The organism is Halohasta litchfieldiae, assembly GCF_002788215.1.
In the GTDB taxonomy this organism is placed as follows: domain Archaea; phylum Halobacteriota; class Halobacteria; order Halobacteriales; family Haloferacaceae; genus Halohasta; species Halohasta litchfieldiae.
Map to the genome: position 1 here is coordinate 2,948,897 of NZ_CP024845.1, position 16,375 is coordinate 2,965,271.

At 60.1% G+C, this 16,375-nt stretch carries 19 protein-coding genes and 1 tRNA gene; 7 read left to right on the plus strand and 13 right to left on the minus strand.

Translation table 11 applies throughout. The annotated features are described in order from the left end of the window. Positions 1–226: 226 nt before the first annotated feature. Both purQ and purS read right to left on the minus strand, forming a co-directional pair. The gene (gene purQ / locus HALTADL_RS14925; RefSeq protein ID WP_089670846.1) at positions 227–904 is read right to left on the minus strand and encodes a phosphoribosylformylglycinamidine synthase I; all 678 of its coding nucleotides are present in this window, start codon (positions 902–904) and stop codon (positions 227–229) included. Next, positions 901–1,164: a phosphoribosylformylglycinamidine synthase subunit PurS gene (gene purS, locus HALTADL_RS14930; RefSeq protein ID WP_089670845.1), complete on the minus strand. Its 264-nt coding sequence runs from the start codon at positions 1,162–1,164 to the stop codon at positions 901–903. The genes purQ and purS overlap by 4 nt, the downstream gene beginning before the upstream one ends. Positions 1,165–1,333: 169 nt before the next feature. Between purS and HALTADL_RS14935 the strand changes: the two genes are divergently transcribed. Then, a complete protein-coding gene (locus HALTADL_RS14935; protein WP_089670844.1) occupies positions 1,334–2,302 on the plus strand; it encodes a formyltetrahydrofolate deformylase in 969 nt (322 codons plus the stop codon). Between the two features lie 16 nt (positions 2,303–2,318). On the opposite strand, the gene HALTADL_RS14940 is transcribed toward HALTADL_RS14935, so the two are convergent. After that, complete coding sequence (locus tag HALTADL_RS14940; protein ID WP_089670843.1) at positions 2,319–3,344, minus strand: phosphoribosylaminoimidazolesuccinocarboxamide synthase; 1,026 nt, start codon at positions 3,342–3,344, stop codon at positions 2,319–2,321. Positions 3,345–3,439: 95 nt separating this feature from the next. Between HALTADL_RS14940 and cofH the strand changes: the two genes are divergently transcribed. After that, positions 3,440–4,834 (plus strand): 7,8-didemethyl-8-hydroxy-5-deazariboflavin synthase subunit CofH, encoded by a 1,395-nt coding sequence (gene cofH, locus HALTADL_RS14945; RefSeq protein WP_089670842.1) that lies wholly within the window; start codon positions 3,440–3,442, stop codon positions 4,832–4,834. Between the two features lie 15 nt (positions 4,835–4,849). On the opposite strand, the gene cofG is transcribed toward cofH, so the two are convergent. The 4 genes from cofG to HALTADL_RS14965 all read right to left on the minus strand — a co-directional run bounded on the left by cofG (position 4,850) and on the right by HALTADL_RS14965 (position 9,219). Further along, positions 4,850–6,049 carry a 7,8-didemethyl-8-hydroxy-5-deazariboflavin synthase subunit CofG gene (gene cofG / locus HALTADL_RS14950; protein WP_089670841.1) on the minus strand — a complete coding sequence of 400 codons (1,200 nt, stop codon included), beginning with the start codon at positions 6,047–6,049 and terminating at the stop codon, positions 4,850–4,852. Positions 6,050–6,150: 101 nt separating this feature from the next. Further along, positions 6,151–6,774 carry a 2-phospho-L-lactate guanylyltransferase gene (gene cofC / locus HALTADL_RS14955; RefSeq protein ID WP_089670840.1) on the minus strand — a complete coding sequence of 208 codons (624 nt, stop codon included), beginning with the start codon at positions 6,772–6,774 and terminating at the stop codon, positions 6,151–6,153. 46 nt (positions 6,775–6,820) lie between these two features. Beyond that, positions 6,821–7,999, minus strand: coding sequence for a tubulin/FtsZ family protein (locus tag HALTADL_RS14960; RefSeq protein ID WP_177171888.1), 1,179 nt, complete (start codon positions 7,997–7,999; stop codon positions 6,821–6,823). A gap of 332 nt (positions 8,000–8,331) precedes the next feature. Continuing rightward, positions 8,332–9,219: a complex I NDUFA9 subunit family protein gene (locus tag HALTADL_RS14965; RefSeq protein ID WP_089670839.1), complete on the minus strand. Its 888-nt coding sequence runs from the start codon at positions 9,217–9,219 to the stop codon at positions 8,332–8,334. 90 nt (positions 9,220–9,309) lie between these two features. Here HALTADL_RS14965 and tmk point away from each other — a divergent pair, with 90 nt between their 5' ends. After that, a complete protein-coding gene (tmk, locus tag HALTADL_RS14970) occupies positions 9,310–9,894 on the plus strand; it encodes a dTMP kinase (RefSeq protein ID WP_089670838.1) in 585 nt (194 codons plus the stop codon). A 7-nt stretch (positions 9,895–9,901) separates the two neighbouring features. Here the strand turns inward: tmk and HALTADL_RS14975 are convergent, their stop codons facing one another. Both HALTADL_RS14975 and HALTADL_RS14980 read right to left on the minus strand, forming a co-directional pair. Beyond that, positions 9,902–10,219: a hypothetical protein gene (locus HALTADL_RS14975; protein WP_089670837.1), complete on the minus strand. Its 318-nt coding sequence runs from the start codon at positions 10,217–10,219 to the stop codon at positions 9,902–9,904. A gap of 50 nt (positions 10,220–10,269) precedes the next feature. Further along, positions 10,270–10,503 carry an Lrp/AsnC family transcriptional regulator gene (locus HALTADL_RS14980; RefSeq protein WP_089670836.1) on the minus strand — a complete coding sequence of 78 codons (234 nt, stop codon included), beginning with the start codon at positions 10,501–10,503 and terminating at the stop codon, positions 10,270–10,272. Between the two features lie 78 nt (positions 10,504–10,581). Here HALTADL_RS14980 and HALTADL_RS14985 point away from each other — a divergent pair, with 78 nt between their 5' ends. Both HALTADL_RS14985 and HALTADL_RS14990 read left to right on the plus strand, forming a co-directional pair. Continuing rightward, positions 10,582–11,271, plus strand: coding sequence for a potassium channel family protein (locus HALTADL_RS14985; RefSeq protein ID WP_089670835.1), 690 nt, complete (start codon positions 10,582–10,584; stop codon positions 11,269–11,271). Positions 11,272–11,273: 2 nt separating this feature from the next. Beyond that, a complete protein-coding gene (locus HALTADL_RS14990; RefSeq protein ID WP_089670834.1) occupies positions 11,274–11,507 on the plus strand; it encodes an Lrp/AsnC family transcriptional regulator in 234 nt (77 codons plus the stop codon). A gap of 8 nt (positions 11,508–11,515) precedes the next feature. Here HALTADL_RS14990 and HALTADL_RS14995 read toward each other — a convergent pair whose 3' ends face one another. The 4 genes from HALTADL_RS14995 to ahbB form a co-directional block, all read right to left on the minus strand. Then, positions 11,516–12,007: a DUF5813 family protein gene (locus HALTADL_RS14995; protein WP_089670833.1), complete on the minus strand. Its 492-nt coding sequence runs from the start codon at positions 12,005–12,007 to the stop codon at positions 11,516–11,518. Between the two features lie 455 nt (positions 12,008–12,462). After that, positions 12,463–12,547 (minus strand) — tRNA-Leu (locus HALTADL_RS15000). Between the two features lie 47 nt (positions 12,548–12,594). After that, entirely contained in the window at positions 12,595–12,933 is a 339-nt protein-coding gene (locus tag HALTADL_RS15005) for a ferredoxin (RefSeq protein WP_089670832.1), read from the minus strand. Between the two features lie 49 nt (positions 12,934–12,982). Beyond that, entirely contained in the window at positions 12,983–14,041 is a 1,059-nt protein-coding gene (gene ahbB / locus HALTADL_RS15010; RefSeq protein ID WP_089670831.1) for a siroheme decarboxylase subunit beta, read from the minus strand. A gap of 99 nt (positions 14,042–14,140) precedes the next feature. Here ahbB and HALTADL_RS15015 point away from each other — a divergent pair, with 99 nt between their 5' ends. Together HALTADL_RS15015 and mfnA are read left to right on the plus strand one after the other, a co-directional pair. Beyond that, positions 14,141–15,202, plus strand: a complete 1,062-nt coding sequence (locus tag HALTADL_RS15015) for an anthranilate phosphoribosyltransferase (protein ID WP_089670830.1) — start codon at positions 14,141–14,143, stop codon at positions 15,200–15,202. Between the two features lie 95 nt (positions 15,203–15,297). Next, the gene (mfnA, locus tag HALTADL_RS15020; protein ID WP_089670829.1) at positions 15,298–16,365 is read left to right on the plus strand and encodes a tyrosine decarboxylase MfnA; all 1,068 of its coding nucleotides are present in this window, start codon (positions 15,298–15,300) and stop codon (positions 16,363–16,365) included. Positions 16,366–16,375: the final 10 nt, after the last annotated feature.

Here is a 16,375-nt window from a genome sequence, read left to right on the forward strand (position 1 = left end):
GTGGCGGTGGGACAACGAGCCACAAAAACCGCTTGGAGGGGGACTAGGGGCCACTTCAGTAGTTACACCGCACCTGTATATTGTCACTGGTCGGTTTTCTCATCAGATGCTGAATATCCTCTCAAAGGGTAGAAACGGGCAGCAAGTAAAATCCGACGACTGTTAATTGAGTCTGTTACAATGAGTTCCGTACTGGAACTCCCTGAGGAGCTGCGTCGGAACCGACTCAGGCGCGGAAGCCAGTCAACACGTCTTCGCCATCTGTGCCGCCAACATCCGGCAGTGTCGCCCGTTCAGGGTGGGGCATCAGCACTGCAACCGAGGACCGGTCGCCGAGGATACCGGCGACGTTGCCGGTCGACCCGTTGGGATTGGCTTCGTCGGTCACGTTCCCCTCGGCATCACAGTAGCGGAACAGCACGCGGTCCTCGGAGTCGAGTGTCTCGTAGCGCTCGTCGGTGATTTCGAAGCGACCCTCACCGTGGGCAATTGGCACCTCGATCACATCACCCGCTTCAAATTCCTCGGTCCACGGCGTGTCGGCGTTTTCCACGCGAAGGAAGACGTGTTCACACTGGAAGCGTGCACTCTTGTTGGTCGTGAACGCGCCATCGGTGAGACCGGATTCGGAGCCGACCTGTGCGCCGTTGCAGACGCCGAGGACGGGGATGCCCTCGGCGGCTGTCTCACGGACCTCGTTCATGATCGGCGAGCGGGCAGCCATCGCCCCGGCGCGGAGATAGTCGCCGTAGGAGAAGCCACCGGGGAGCATGATTCCCGTCGTGTCTTCGGGGAGCCCGTCCTCGTGCCAGATGCGTTCGGCCTCGATGTCGAGATACTCCAGTGCCCGGACCGCATCCCGGTCGCAGTTCGAGCCGCCGAACTGGATCACCGCGACCGTCATTGGGCGTCGTCGGCCTCCACAACCGACACGTCGTAGTCGTGGATCGTGGGATTGGCCAGCAGGCGCTCGGCCATCTCGTCGGCACGCTGTTCGGCCGCTGCGGTGTCGTCGGCTTCGAGGTCGACCTCGTAGTGGTCGGCCGAGCGGAGCGCCGAGAGTTCAAAGCCGAGTCGCTGGAGGGCCTGTTTGGTCGTCTCAGCTTCGGGGTCAAGCACGCCGTGTTTCAACCGAACAGTCACTGTCGCGGTGTAGGCAGTCATAGCTGAGACTGCGTGAGCGTGGTCAAAAGCTCTTTTGGAACGCCCTGTTAGGGCACGTTCGTGGATATCTCTCTGGTTTGTGGACCACTCGCAGGATGGACACGTTTTTGACGCCGCGAGGCTATCGCCCGGTAATGACCGCACTCGATAGCAGCGCGGAGGTGGCCCGATGACGACCGAACTCACCGAGATTACCGTTATCGGCGGCGACAAGACCGGACTGATCGCGAGAGTTACCACCCTGCTTTTCGAGCGCGGAATCAATATTGAGGACTTGGATCAGGCAGTTCGTGACGGCCTGTTCCGGATGTCGATGCGCGTCGACACCAGCGAGATATCGACCGACCCCGATGAGCTCCGAGAGGCACTCTCCGAGTTGGGCCGCGAACTCGGCGTCGAGATTCAGGTCCGATTCCCCAGCGACCGCGAAACCCGACGCATCGCAGTCTGTGTTACCAAAGAGTCACACTGTCTCGAAACCCTGCTCGAAGCCGCCGACGCCGGCGAACTTGATGTCGAAGTCGGTGCAGTCATCGGCAACCGCGGGAAACTTCGTGACCTCGCTGAATCGTACGACGTTCCGTTCTACGATGTCGGTGACGGCAAGGGGTCGCCCGACGAAGACCGAATGTTAGATATTCTGGCCGAACATGACGTCGACCTCATCGTGCTGGCACGCTACATGCGGATTCTCGGCCCGAAGATCGTCTTCCGCTACGAGGATCGAATTATCAACATCCATCCCTCGCTCCTCCCGGCGTTCCCCGGTGCGGCGGCCTACCGCCAAGCAAAGGAGGAGGGTGTCCGCATCGCGGGTGTCACTGCCCACTACGTGACGACCGATCTCGATCAAGGCCCGATCATCACCCAACGAGCCTTCGACGTACCGGACGATGCACTCATCGACGAGATCAAGGCCCGCGGTCAACCCCTCGAAGCCGAGGCCCTCCTTGAGGCGGTCGAAATGCACCTCGATGACGCCGTCGCGGTCCACCGCGGCCGGACGAGTCTCAGAGACGAGGCCGACCCCAGCGACTACCAACTCGGTCTCTCAAAAGAAGCTCAAAAAGCAAACCCGACCGAACCAGTCGACGGAGATATCGAGAAGAGCGACGCACCGACGTTAGCCAACGACTAACGAACAGACAGCAGCTTCAGATATTGCGGATCGTTTCGACTGCCGACTCGACACTGGGCGCATCGAACCACTCACGACCAGTGTAGGCGTTCGTCCCTGCAGCGTACATCGCCGAGACAGCCTCGACAACGTCGGCCGGAAGCGAGATCGGGTCGACATCGCAGAGCGGTCGCCAGTCGGCCACGTCGGCCTCGCTAACATCGGTTTTGGCCGTCGAGACGGCCTCGACCCACTCGGGCTGTTCACGCCGGTAGTACTGTCGAACAACCTCCTTGGAAAGCTGGTGGCCGTCGACCGAAAACCGGTTTTCGTCGAAGGTGCCGACGACATCGGCGACCATCACCGTCTCGTCGTGGTAGAGACACTCGATTTTGCCGTCTTCGTGGCTGAATCCCTGTGACTCGGCCTGCTCGGTGAGCAGTTCGTTTACCGTCAGTGCGAGTGATTCGAGGGCTTCAATCGAGGCTGTGCCGGCGATCCGGTCGGCCTCCTCGCGTGTGAGATAGCGATCTTGTTCTTCGTACTTGGTCGAAAACTCGACCACTGGTTCGGGAAGGTCGACGGCCGCCTCGGGCCACTCGTCTGTGTCCAGCCCGTAGTCGGCTGGTTCGCCCCGCTTTCTGAGACTGGAGCCAACTGGGACCGTGTTGCGGAAGACGATTTCGAGGGGAATGAGGAAGTTGTCGCCCGCGGTCTCGTGGTAGGATGCGTAGTCGTAGCCCGTCTCGCTGTCGTAGGGGAGATCAGGGACCTGTGTGAGTTCGATCGCCATCTCGGTCGGCGGCTCCGAACAGTCGTTGAGTGATGTGATCTCGCCGTCGGTGTCGACGACACCGCGGTAATGGGTCGGCACGCCCATCGCCTCCAAGAGTTCGAAGTTGAACGCACCCATCGTACAGAGGCTTGCGCCTTTCTGCGGGATGGCGTCGGGCATCTGCCCCCAGTCGAACACGGAGTAGGCGTCGGTAAAGACGAACCGACCAGCGCCAAGATCGGTCGCCGTCGGCTCGTGGTCGACACGAAATTCCTTTACGCTCGTCATGGTCGTATCGCCGACTGCCGACCGTATGAATCTTTCAGTTCTCTGTTTCGGATGGTACCGACTCCTTTTTAGTCGGCACCGTCAACCCACCAGTAATGACGCGCCGGTCGGCCGCCGAACTCTCGCCCGACGACATCGAGTTCGACCACACTGCCGAGAGCGGTCAATCGTTCGAAAACGCCCTCGAAAAGGCCCGCGACGGCGACCGTCTCACCGTCGACGACGCCGTCGAACTGCTGTCGACCGGCACCGAGCAGCGGGGGATCGACCCCCACCGAAAGGAACAGGTTCTCGAACTCGCCGACCGTCGCCGCGCCGAGATAGTTGGTGAGGACGTCACCTTCGTCGCCAACCTCAACAACAACGTCACCACCGCCTGCAACGTGGGCTGTCTATTCTGCAATTTCAAAAACACCGCCCACCAGTTCGAAGCCGACCACGACGGCAACCACGGGGGGTTCACCAAGACACCCGCCGAATCCAGACAGATCGTCGACGAAACACTCGATCTCGGCATCTCCGAAGTCTGTTCGGTTTCCGGACTCCACCCCGCCTTCGCACTCGACGCCGAACACCACGAAATCCTCGCCGGCTACGACAATCCAGCCAGCGAGGTCAATTACAAACTGCCCGAACGGTACACCACCGACCCCGGAACTTACACCGACCAGATGCGGGCGATGTCGGTCGACGATGTCCACCTCCATTCGATAACGCCGGAGGAGGCCTACCACGCCCGCCGGGGGACCGACTGGTCCTACGAGCGGGTCTACAGTCGACTCCGTGAGGCAGGGCTTGATACAGCACCCGGCACGGCCGCCGAAATCCTCGTCGACGAGGTCAGAGACGTGGTCTGTCCCGGCAAGATTACCTCCGCCGACTGGATCGAAGCGATGGAGGGCGCGATGGCCGCCGGGCTTGGGACGACAGCGACGATCATGTACGGCCACGTCGAAACCGAGATGCACCGGGCGATGCATCTCAAACGGGTTCGTGATCTCCAGGACCGAACCGGCGGTATCGCCGAGTTCGTCCCGCTGTCGTTCGTTCACCAGAACACGCCGCTTTATAAACACGGCGTGGTCGACGGCGGGGCCAGCGATGCCGAGGACGAACTGATGATCGCGGTCTCCAGACTATTCCTCGACAACATCGACAACATCCAGAGTTCGTGGGTCAAATACGGCAACGCCAAAGGCCTCAAACTGCTCAACTGCGGCGCGAACGACTTCATGGGGACGATACTTTCCGAGGAAATTACCAAACGTGCCGGGGGGAGCTACGGCGAGTTCCGAAGCGTTGCCGACTACGTCGACATGGTTAGCGCGATTGGTCGCACGCCGGTCGAACGGTCGACTGACTACCAAACGAAACGGCCTATTGAGATCGATGGTGGTCCCTACGGGCCGACGCTCGGCCCGCGTGCTGACGGGACGCCGATGTTGTCGACCGAAAAGTCGACCGACACCCAACTGTCGGCCGACGACTAACTAGTTAGCCAGCGACTACCGGTTTTCAGGATGCTCTTTCGAGGACTCAGTAAGCGGTTTCGCACGCTCTGCAACCCCCCGGTATCGTCGGCCAGCGGCTGATGACTCGGTGAGTGCGTCCTGAAGGCGCGTCGACAGCCAGCCCTCGTCGGTCTCCTCACCAGCAGTTTCTGGCGGTCGACGTGCCGGGTCGACCTCGTCGCGCCGAACGGAGTTCGAGAGATACTGATCGTAGACGGGGAGTCGTTCGTACAGTGGAAGCCCCGAGTCGTCGGCAATCGACTGGAGTTCGTCGAGCGCGGGCCACGCGTAGTCGGGGTTGATATAGTCCTCAGTGACCGGTGAGACGCCGCCCAGATCGTCGACGCCACAATCAATCAACTCACGAGTCGGCGAAAGGTTCGGCGGCACCTGCACCGAAATTTCTTCGGGGAATGCCACCCGTGCCATCGCCACGATACGGCGCATCGTGTCGACGGAGGGTTGGTCAAACGACGAGCGCTCGTTGGGAACGACGTTCTGGATGATAACCTCTTGAATGTGGCCGTAGCGGTCGTGAAGTTCGGCAATCGCCAGCAGGCTCTCGGCACGGTCACGCCACGTTTCGCCAATACCGACAAGCAGGCCGGTCGTAAACGGAACCCCTTCGCGGCCCGCCGCTCGAATCGTATTCAGTCGCTGGCCGGGAGTTTTGCGACGGTTCCCCGCGTGGGCGTCGACATCGGCGGTCGTCTCCAACATGACGCCCATCGAGACGTTGACCTCGCGGAGTCGACGGAACTCCGACTGGGTGAGGTCGCCGGGGTTCGAGTGTGGAAGCAGTCCCTCTTCGAGGGCGATCTCACAGGCAGCATACAGATAGTCGATAATCGAGTCGTACCCCCACGAATCAAGTTGGTCGTGGATCTCAGTGTAGCGGTCGTCGGGTTTGTCACCGAACGTGAACAGCGCCTCCGTACAGCCTGCATCCGCGCCCGTCTGGAGGACACTCCGGATCTCCTCGGGAGACATGAGCGTTGCCTCGCCGGGAACATCGTAGTAGGTGCAGTAGTGACAGGTGTAGCGGCAGGCGGTTGTCAGCGGTAGAAAGACGTTCCGCGAGAAGGTGAGTTCCGCGGGAGTGGTGACATCCTGCGGTGTGACCGAAAGTAGAGCGTCGACGGCCTGCTCGTCGACCGAGATATCGATATCGTACTCGTCGGCCGCGGGAAACATAGCCAAACCTCCGAGACCGATATTCAAAAACGGCTCGGCTCTTCGGTGTAAGTAGCTCAATAACCCGACGATAAGCTGAGTAGTCAGTGGCTACCGGTGGGTTACGACCGGTGGACACCAACGCGACCGCCCGTCGTATCGAGTTCGAACCCTGACTCAACGAGCCAGTCGTGGGCTGTGCCCGTTCCGTGAATCAGCACCTCGGCCAGATCAGCCGATTCGTCGATATCAGTTGCCAGCCGCCGAGAGTCGACAGTCTGTACTGTTGCATCCAGCTCGACGGCCGCCTGACGGTGATCGAGATAGGAGGCCCCGTGGTAGTCGACTCGGAACGCTGGCTCACGAACGACCAGCGCATTGGTCCCGCCACCAAGTCCGGGTGCAATAGTGATCTCTGCCTCGTTGTCGACGAGTCGCGGAATATCTCTCGGCTGGACGAGCGGAAGATCCGCCATTATGATGAGCGTTGGCGTGTGCTCCGCGAGTTGGGCGTTGACCGCGGTCGTCAACTCGCGGTCGTCGACGGTGATTGTGGCACGGCTGGGTATGCGGTCGTCAGTAATCGGGGCTGTCGAGAGCACGGTTGGGTCGAGGCCAGCCGAAACGAGTGTATCGAGCACATCCAACAGCATCGCAGTCGCAAACGACTGCCGTTCGGCTGGTGAGAGAAAGGAACCAAGACGGGTTTTCGGCGAGTCGACTGCAAAGGGGACGAAACAGCGCATATCTATGTGAGGATTCGGGCGACCATGAGTGGTCGCCACGGACGGATTAGAACAGCGAGTCGAGTTCTTCGCTGTCGTCGCTGACGAGATTGTCGAGGTTGTCCTCGCTTTCGTCGCGGATCTCGTCGATGTTTTCTTGGGCCTCGATGGCGACCTGCTGGAGCTCCTTGATTCGTGGGACGTTCGTTACGCCCGCGAGGAGTACGACGCTCGACACACGGCCCGAGCCGTCGATGGGGTAGTCGCCACCACGGACTTCCATGCTGCCGGTCTGCTCTTCGAGCCATTTCCGGCCGCGCTCAATTCCCTTCCGGTTGAGATACTTCGAGGGCCCAGCCAACACCAGCAGTGCACGCTCGGTCCCTTCTGTCTCACACGGCAGGGTCAGTCGACCGAGCGTCGCCTTCCGAACCAGACTCGTAATACGGTTGGTCGTATGAGCGGTGTCGCCAGTATCGGTATCCTCGCTTCCACGGAACCGCGAAAGGAGGCCGCCGGTGGAGGATTCTTCGACCTCCTCTTCGGCGAAGCCGACTGTTGAGACGCCACCACCGGAGAGCGTGTTGATAATCTCCGAAGAGTCGACGACCGATTCGGCGACCTCTTGGCCCTCTCTGACCTCGCCTGCGCCGAACAGAATCCCGAACCGGCGGACGATCTCGCTGTTGATCTCGTCGTAACCGCTCTGGACAGATTCGCCGGTCTGTCGCCACGAGTCGTTGTCGAACACCAGTAGGTTGTCGACCTCGCGGACGAACGTCTGGAAGGATCGCGCCGCGTTGAGCGTGTAGATCCCACCCTCGTCGCTGCCCGGAAGCACACCCAGCCCGTAGACGGGCTCGGTGTAGATTCGCTTGAGGTGTTTGGCGATCACGGGCGCGCCACCGGAGCCGGTACCGCCACCGAGTCCGGCGACCACGAGGAATGCGTCGACCTCGTGGACAGGGATACTGTCGATAGAGCCCTGAATCTCGTCGATATCCTCCTCGGCGATCTCCGCGCCGAGTTCGTTGTCCGCTCCGACACCGTGACCCTTGACACGCGACTGGCCAATGAGTACGCGATTTTCTTGTGGGATGTTTTCTAATCCCATGAGATCAGCTTTCGCGGAGTTGACCGCGACAGCCGCTCGAACGATGTTCGATCCTGTTTCGGCATCGTATTCGAGGAACTTGTCAACGATCTTGCCTCCGGCCTGACCGAAGCCGATCATTGCGAGTTTCATATATTGTCTCCCCTTGCCATTGGGAGATATACAGTTGGAAAGCGAATATAAAGCTTGTGATCAGGTGAATTTTCACAAGTAAGCAAAACATTCGAGAACGGTAGTTAGAGAGCTATAGACCTTCTTTTCTGAGTTTAGATATAATTCGTTATTATCGGTAGTAAGCAGTTATTATAGTTGGTTTGTTGATACAGTAACGACGTTTTAACAAACAGGTGTCGGCTATCCGGCTGACGAACGTGTGACACGGCCGGCTCGCGCGCAGTGAGATAACCCGTGTCGACGGTCGCGAGACGAACAAACAAAACAGAGTTTCGCGGGCGATTACTCTCCTATTCCGCACCGAGGTAGGAGCGGAGGGAAGTGAGATCGGTCTCCGTCCGGCCGAAGGCCTCCACCGCATTGTCATCGGTCGTATTGTCGAACTTCAGCGACTGGTACTGGTCGGCCCCCATTGGGAAGCCGGGGATCGACCCCGCAATCGAGAGCCCGATCCCCGCGAGTCCCATCGGCACTGGAAGCACGGTCACGGAGCGACCGTCGGCTCCGTGGGCGAGTTTGGCGACATCTGCGAGCGACAGCACATCAGGCCCGCCGAGTTCGTAGGTCTCTCCGACGTGAGCGTCGTCCTCGACGCTATCCGCAAGCATGGGGACGAGATCACCGACCCAGATCGGCTGAAACTTCGTTTTGCCGCCGCCGGGCAGCGGGCTGACGAACGGTGGGGCGAGTTTCTTCGTGAAGGAGACGAACTCTCCGCCCTCGCCGAAGACGACCGACGGGCGAACGATCACCCAGTCGAGATCCGACTCTTTGACGTGGGTTTCGGCCTGTCCCTTCGCCCGGATGTAGGCAGTCGCTCCGTCGGGATCAGCACCCAGCGCACTCATCTGGACGAACCGATCGACCCCGCTTTCCTCGGCAGCCCGGACGAGGTTCTCGGTGCCGTGGCGGTGGATTTCGTCGTGCATCTCGTTGCCGCCTTTTGGTTTGAAAAGCGGAGAGAGGGCAACGAGGTTGACGACGACATCTTGGCCGTCGAGCGCCGACTCGATGGAGTCGTAGGCAGTGACATCACCACTAACGGTGTCGACGCCCTCGGGCAGAGCCGCGGCGTCGGGAGTCCGTGCTAACACCGTGACGTCGTGGCCGCGGTCGACCAGTTCGTCGACGAGGTTCGTGCCGATGAATCCGTTCCCGCCGGCTACTAACACTTGCATACCACTAACTACTCACCGGATCGACCTAAAGGTAGCGTGACCCGCAGCCGAGAGCGAACGGTTCATACGCCACCGCTCGGAGTGAGTTGTATGCTCGTGACTCTCGAAGGGTTGGATGGGAGCGGCAAAACCACCGTCTGGCACGCGTTAGGCGATGCCTACCCCGAGGCAGTCCACACGCGCGAGCCAACTGAATCTTGGTACGGCGAGGCAGTCTACCGGTCGATCAACGAAGAGAGCGCTGATCCGCTCGCCGAGCTGTTTTTGTACACCGCCGACCACGCCGACCATCTCTCGCGCGTCGTTCGGCCAGCACTTGCGGAGGGAACACTCGTTATTTCGGATCGGTACAGCGACTCGCGGTACGCCTATCAGGGCGCGACGCTTGCGGGAGAGGTCGACGACCCGATGGCATACGTCCAGTCGATCCACGAGCCGTTTACGCGTCGACCGGATCTCACCTTTTATCTGGATCTCGATCCCGAAACCGCCGCCGAGCGAAGCGGAAAAACGAACAAATTCGAGCAGGCGGCCTATCTGGATCAGGTTCGGGACAACTACGAGCGATTAATCGAGGAAGACCCCGAGCGGTTCGTCCGCGTCGACGCCACCCAGTCGCCGGAGGACGTTTCCGAACAGATCCTGACCCGGCTCGCTGCCGAAATTGCCGACTGAGTCAGATTTACTGCGTCTCCGGAAGCTCGACCTCGTCGGGCTGGGCGACATAGAGGAGATCGAGCGTGAGCCCAATCGCAATCGGGAGGCCGATCATGACTCCAAAGACGACCGTCGGCGAGCCGAGATTCGGACCGAGTCCCAACACGCCGGTGAAGACGAGCGTCGACAGGAAGAGGACGACGGGGATCAGTGTCAGCACATAGATCACCCAGCCGAACTGGGTTTTGAGACGAAGGCGGAAAAACCGCGTCAGGATAGCTGCGAGGAGTGTATGTCCAACCACCACCCCACCGAACACCACAAGCCCGATAATCGAGACCATACCAGTGCTACGTGGTGGTGACTCTTTGGAGTATCGACTGAGTGACGCGCTCAATCTTCCAGCGACATATATGTTTTCGTCTCCAAAACCCCGTCGAGGGACTGGATCTCGCTGGCAGTTGTCTGGAGGACATCGTAGACTTCGTCGACCGAGAGTTCGACGATCAGATCGTACTCTCTGGCGACAATGTGGGCTTCGGTAACCGGGTCAAGATCCCGAATCATCCCGAGTAACGACTCCGAGGCGGCCACATCCGTTTTGACCATCACGAACGCATGAACCATGTGTTGTAGTCGCACACCAGCGACAAAAGCGTTCCCACGGGGATACAGTTATGCGCCGGGAACGTGTTATGTGTTCGCATGCGCTTCATTATTATCGGAGCCGGACGAGTAGGGCTGCGCACTGCCCGTGTGCTCCGCGAAGAGGGCCACGAGGTAACGCTCATCGAGCGCGACAGCGAGAAAGCCGACCGTGCGCGCGAGTTGACCTTCGAGGTGGTCGACGGTGATGGCTCCCGAGAGGAGACCCTCCAAGCGGCCGGAGTCGACGACGCCGACGCCGTCGGCGCGCTGACCGGCGACCTCAACGTGAACTTCGCAGCCTGTCTAATCGCCAAACACCACGGCTGTCGGACCGTCCTCCGAATTGACGAGGACTACCGCGAGGAAATCTACCAGAAGTACGCCGACGAGGTCGACGAGATCGTCTACCCCGAGCGACTGGGTGCAATCGGCGCGAAAAACGCGCTGTTGGGTGGCTCGATCCAAGCGATTGCCGACGTCGCTCAGAGCCTCCAGATCCTCCTGATCACGGTTACCCCCCAATCCCCGATGAAAGGCTACACGCTGAGCGAGGTCGAACTGCCGTCGAACGCACGCATTCTGGCGTTCGGAAAGGTCGACAGTCCGCTTGGGATACCACTACCGGATGATTCGCTGGAGGCCGGCGACCGGGTTGCGGTGCTCGTGGAGTTCTCTGAGCTCGCCTCGGTCAGACAGCTGTTGGTTGGCGATGAAACAACGGCCACCGCTGTCGCTGGAGGCGAGTAACGATGGCCGTTACAGCCTACATTCTGGTCAAATCGAACACCAGCGAGGTCGACCGTGTCAAAGAAGCAATCGAAGCCAACGACGGGATCACACAGGCGAATATCGTCGCTGGCGACGTCGACTTCATCGCAAAAGTGTCGGTCGAGACGCCCGGCGAAGTCAAAGACATTGTCGCCAGCGGGATCCAGACAATCAGCGGCGTCGAAAACACCCAGACCTACATTGCCATGGGATAGCCCCCTGTTTAGGTTGGTCCACCGGCGTTCTCACGGGCACGATTGATGATACTGGATACCGGTTCCGTGTACTCATAGCCGGGGATAATCCCCTGAACGAAGGTCCCCTCGACGTAGTCGATGACTGCTCCAGCGTCGTCGACGCCACGACGCTCGTTGATATCCTCGAAACTGGCCTCGACGGTGATCGTCTCGCCGTCTCGTGTGACCGATGGTTCGAGATCACGCTCGGTACGGAACACGCCGCCGATATCACCCACGCGCAGTTCGAACGTCTCGTACCATCCGTCTTCGACGACTTCTGCGACCTCGTCTTCGGTCACGGCGTTTAGTAGGGGGACCCTAATTTCGACCGCGAACCGGATGTGGCCGTCGACGTGGTCGGCTTCGACGATTCCATCGAACGTGGTCGTGGTCGACTCGAAGCTCGCGTCGTCGACCTGTTCGAACGACGTGTGGTCGGCAAACGCACGATGAACCCGTCCGGGTAGCTCACTCATAGCTACTTACAGGGCGTCGACTCGGAAAAACACCGCTCTTTGCGTCGTTCTGATTGTGCTAACAGCTAGCTTGGGATGTCATTGGTTGTGATACTAGTTATCTTACAGCAACATCCACCGCACCCGGTATTGTTAAGTTAATCCGACCGATTTATTCAGGTGACGCTTCGCTTTGGAGGGCCGAAGCGTCAGCGGGGACCAATCAAGGCAACTCGCCTACGCGAGACTTTTTCCTTTCGTGTGGGCGAGTAAGCCTGTTTCTACGAGATCTCTTCGGTGAGCGACAGCTGTCTGCGAGTGTGGCTGGTCGACAAGACGTTGTTGGAACATAGTAATAATAGCATACTTCGAGGGCTGGGATTCGAACCACGGTCGTAGCGAAGCTACTCCCTGATTCGAATCCAGTCAGAACGATTCGGATGGTGCTCGCGTTCGCTCGCACCACACCACACTCATGCGAGGGCTGGGATTCGAACCCAGGGATCCCTTCGGAAGCGGGTCTTAAGCCCGCCGCTTTTGGCCTGGCTCAGCCACCCTCGCCCAATCGTACTTTGCTTATCCAACAAAAGTGGGTTTCGATGTCGACGCTACCAGTCGACACTCAGCGAGCCATCGCCATGCGGATCGGGCGCGAGTTCGATATCCTTCCGGCGGTCGATGATATGAATGATGCCGTCGCCCTTTTTTGCGGGACACAGCTCGGCGGCTTTGATGTTCTCGTCGAGTTCCGACTCGTCGAGAAAGTACGCCCGTGGGTTGGCAACGCCGGTATCGAGGTCGAGTTCCCAGTTCTTCGAGGCCTCAGCACACCGACCCGCGCCGAAGCATTTGTTCGCCTCGAAGATGATCTTGTACGGTTTCTCGTCGACCGATGGGGCGTCGTCGTTCGTGCCGAACTCGCTGGGTTTCGGCCGCTCGTCGCTCATACCCGCTACTGGGTACCAGTCGACCTTTCATCTGTCGGTTAGTCAGTGCCTACTGGGCGTCGGCAAGCAGCTGTTCGTACTGTGCGCCGGTCTGTTTGAGCGTTTCAGTCGAGTAGAGCCGTTCGTGGTCGACTGGGAGGTAGTCGGCGGCGAGTTCGTCGATTTTGGCGTCGACCGCCTCAGCCTCCCGGCCGTGGACCATCGTAAACAGATTGTAGGGCCATCCCTGGTCGGGTCGACGGGGGCGGTGATAACAGAGCGTTACGTACGGCAGACTGCCGACCTGCTGGCCCCACTCGTCGAGCTTGTCGTCGGGGACGTCCCAGACCACCATACAGTTGTTCTGAAAGCCGGTGACGACGTGGTTGACGACACAGCCGATACGTTTGATGCAGCCGGTTTCGAGCAGACGCTCGATGGCAGCCAGCACGTCCGACACGTCGGCCTTGATTGTGTCAGCAACGTCTTGGTACGGCGTAAGGCTCAGCGGGAACCCGCCCTGAATCGCGAGCAACAGATCGGCTTCGAGCTGGCTCAGACCACCGACAGCCTCCTCGGAGATCCGTGTTGCACTGACAGTCGTCGACTGAAGACTCTCCCGAGCGAATCGGTCGTCATTGACGACGGGAAACTCCAGATCGATGTAGTAGTCGGTCAACATCGGGAGATTCAGCACGTCACAGCCGGTTGTGGCTTCAATCTCGGCGAGAATCGAATCCCGCATCGCCTGCGAACCGGCGGTGACGACAAACCACATGTTCCACTCGTGGTCCCGGCGGTAGTTGTGGTTGACTTGGCGGTGGCTGTTGATCGTGGCTGCGACCTCGTCGAACCGTTCAGAGGGTGCTTGAACCGCTGCGAGGGTCGAACTACCGATGACGGGCGGGTTGAGAACAGGCCCGAACCGGCGGAAGATCCCGCGGTCGGTGAGTCGCTTGACACGGTCGAGCACGTCGGTCGACGTGAGGTCGACGCCCGTTTCGGCGGTGAGATCGGTTGCCATCTCCCTAAATGGGTCAGCGGCGACCGGCACCCCGCTTTGGTAGTCGTCGATCAGGGCTGCGTCGACCGCGTCGAGATCCGCCCGCCAATCGGCCTCGATACTCATTGGTTTCAATAGGTGGGGAGGGTATCTACCGCTTTCGGAGTTGTTCACGCAGTGGGAAGACAACGGGAGTCTTTTGGATGCTACGCACCAACACCCTGTATGGCTCAGGCGACCGAAACATTCGGCGAGTGGCCCCTGAAGCGACTGATGACCGAGGTCTGTGGCTCCGGCCACAAATCAGCAGACGACCTGACGCGGGAGCAGGCGACCGAAGCCTTCGAACGTATCATCGCAGGCGCGCCCGACCCCACCACGCTCGGGGCCTTTTGGCTCGCAAACCGCTGGAAGCGAAACACCCCCACCGAGTTGGCGGCCTACACCGACGTGATGTGTGAACACGTCGACTATGCTGAACCGGATTGCGATCCAGTCGACTGCGGAGCCAACTACGACGGCAAGGGAAAATCCGCCATCCTCGGCGTCGGTGCAGGTGTCGTCGCCGCCGCGGCTGGAACCCCGATTGTCGTTCACTCCGGTGACCGCGTGCCGACCCAGAAACAGGATTCGTATAAACACGTACTGGACGACCTCGGCGTTGCAACCGAACTGACGCCACAGGAGTCGGCTGACATGGTCGACGAAACCGGCTTCGGCTTCTACTATCAGCCAGCATTCAATCCCGTCATCGACGAACTGTTCGACCGCCGGGATATGATGGGTGTCCGGACCTTTGTCAACACTATCGAGACGCTGGCAAACCCTGCCAATGCCGACGTCCACCTCGGCTCGTTTTACCATCTGGCCTTCGCGAAGAAGATTACCGACACCTTCACCGAGAGCGAACATCACGACATGCACCGCGTGATCATGTTCCAAGGAATGGAAGGCTACGATGACATTAGGCCCGGATTTACAAAGGTAGCCGAATGGACAGACGGAGAGTTCACCGATTACGGAATCGAGACCGCCGAGTACGGGATGGATTTCGAGGGCGAAGATCTCAACGTCGACGACATCGCCGTCGACTCCGCGACGATCACCGAAGAAGTGCTGGCAGGCGACCGCGACGACCAGTTCACCGATGCAATCGCGCTCAACGCCGCGCTTCGAATTTACGCCCGCGAGGACGTCGACTCCATCGAGACTGGGCTCGAAACTGCCCGTGAAGTCATCGCGGACGGCAGCGCCGAGGCCGTCCTCGACGATCTCCGAGCGTTCTGAACGGCAGTTCAGCACCGGAATCTCTCCTTATTTATAAACAAACACGACGTTTCGGACCGTAGAAGCTAAACGTCGCTCGCCGGTATACTACATTGATGCAACGTGTTCGGCGTCGAACGCCGCAGGATTTCGACCGCGTTCTTTCCTCGATGTGTACGGTCCCACATCCAGCCGCCCGTGAGGAGGCGCTCGGCTTTCTGTCGACCAACCCCGGTGATCCAGCGACCTACGAAATGGTCGCCGAACTGGAGGACGAGGCCGTCGACTTGCTCGGCGAGATCGCTGGACTCGACTCGCCACATGGCTACCTCGCCAGCGGCGGCACCGAGGCCAACATTCAGGCCGTCCGCGCGGCCCGGAACATGGCTTCGACAACCGATCCGAACATCGTCGCCCCCGAGAGCGCCCATTTCAGCGTCACCAAAGCCGCCGAGGTGTTGGGCATCGAGCTCCGAACGATCCCGGTCGACGACGCCTTTCGGGCGGACCTCGATGCGGCAGCGGCGGCGGTCGACGCCGACACCGTCGTCGTAATCGGTGTCGCCGGAACGACAGAGTACGGTCGAATCGATCCAATCGGTGCGCTCACACAGATTGCCCACGAATCGGGCGCACGGATGCACGTCGACGCCTCGTGGGGCGGGTTCATGCTCCCGTTTACCGACCACGAGTGGTCGTTTACCGACGCCCCCATCGACTCGATGGCAATCGACCCCCACAAGTTCGGGCAAGCGCCGGTTCCGGCCGGTGGGTTTCTCGCCCGCGAGCAAGAGACACTCGATGCGCTAGCGGTCGACACACCCTACTTAGAGACCACCTCACAGGCAACGCTGACCGGCACGCGAAGCGGAGCCGGGGTCGCCGGTGCGCTGGCGGCGATGGAGGCGCTGTGGCCCGACGGCTACCGCACCAGCTACCGCGAACAGATGGACAACGCCACCTATCTGGCAGCCGAGTTTGCGGCTCGCGGCATCGAAACCGTCGACCCAGTGTTGCCGCTGGTTGCGGCCTCACTCGCACCGTCGACGTTCGAGTCGCTCCGCGAGCAGGGGTGGCGGATCTCCCGCACCGCCAGCGGAGAGCTCCGGATCGTCTGTATGCCACATGTGAGCCGGGAGTCGCTGAACTCGTTCCTCGCTGATCTCGACCGAATCCGGTCGTAGTCGCCTTTTT

Coding starts and splice junctions, on each gene's coding strand:
- purQ (WP_089670846.1), bottom strand. CDS start 904: ATGACGGTCGCGGTGATCCAGTTCGGCGGCTCGAACTGCGACCGGGAT.
- purS (WP_089670845.1), bottom strand. CDS start 1,164: ATGACTGCCTACACCGCGACAGTGACTGTTCGGTTGAAACACGGCGTG.
- HALTADL_RS14935 (WP_089670844.1), top strand. CDS start 1,334: ATGACGACCGAACTCACCGAGATTACCGTTATCGGCGGCGACAAGACC.
- HALTADL_RS14940 (WP_089670843.1), bottom strand. CDS start 3,344: ATGACGAGCGTAAAGGAATTTCGTGTCGACCACGAGCCGACGGCGACC.
- cofH (WP_089670842.1), top strand. CDS start 3,440: ATGACGCGCCGGTCGGCCGCCGAACTCTCGCCCGACGACATCGAGTTC.
- cofG (WP_089670841.1), bottom strand. CDS start 6,049: ATGTTTCCCGCGGCCGACGAGTACGATATCGATATCTCGGTCGACGAG.
- cofC (WP_089670840.1), bottom strand. CDS start 6,774: ATGCGCTGTTTCGTCCCCTTTGCAGTCGACTCGCCGAAAACCCGTCTT.
- HALTADL_RS14960 (WP_177171888.1), bottom strand. CDS start 7,999: ATGAAACTCGCAATGATCGGCTTCGGTCAGGCCGGAGGCAAGATCGTT.
- HALTADL_RS14965 (WP_089670839.1), bottom strand. CDS start 9,219: ATGCAAGTGTTAGTAGCCGGCGGGAACGGATTCATCGGCACGAACCTC.
- tmk (WP_089670838.1), top strand. CDS start 9,310: ATGCTCGTGACTCTCGAAGGGTTGGATGGGAGCGGCAAAACCACCGTC.
- HALTADL_RS14975 (WP_089670837.1), bottom strand. CDS start 10,219: ATGGTCTCGATTATCGGGCTTGTGGTGTTCGGTGGGGTGGTGGTTGGA.
- HALTADL_RS14980 (WP_089670836.1), bottom strand. CDS start 10,503: ATGGTTCATGCGTTCGTGATGGTCAAAACGGATGTGGCCGCCTCGGAG.
- HALTADL_RS14985 (WP_089670835.1), top strand. CDS start 10,582: ATGCGCTTCATTATTATCGGAGCCGGACGAGTAGGGCTGCGCACTGCC.
- HALTADL_RS14990 (WP_089670834.1), top strand. CDS start 11,274: ATGGCCGTTACAGCCTACATTCTGGTCAAATCGAACACCAGCGAGGTC.
- HALTADL_RS14995 (WP_089670833.1), bottom strand. CDS start 12,007: ATGAGTGAGCTACCCGGACGGGTTCATCGTGCGTTTGCCGACCACACG.
- HALTADL_RS15005 (WP_089670832.1), bottom strand. CDS start 12,933: ATGAGCGACGAGCGGCCGAAACCCAGCGAGTTCGGCACGAACGACGAC.
- ahbB (WP_089670831.1), bottom strand. CDS start 14,041: ATGAGTATCGAGGCCGATTGGCGGGCGGATCTCGACGCGGTCGACGCA.
- HALTADL_RS15015 (WP_089670830.1), top strand. CDS start 14,141: ATGGCTCAGGCGACCGAAACATTCGGCGAGTGGCCCCTGAAGCGACTG.
- mfnA (WP_089670829.1), top strand. CDS start 15,298: ATGCAACGTGTTCGGCGTCGAACGCCGCAGGATTTCGACCGCGTTCTT.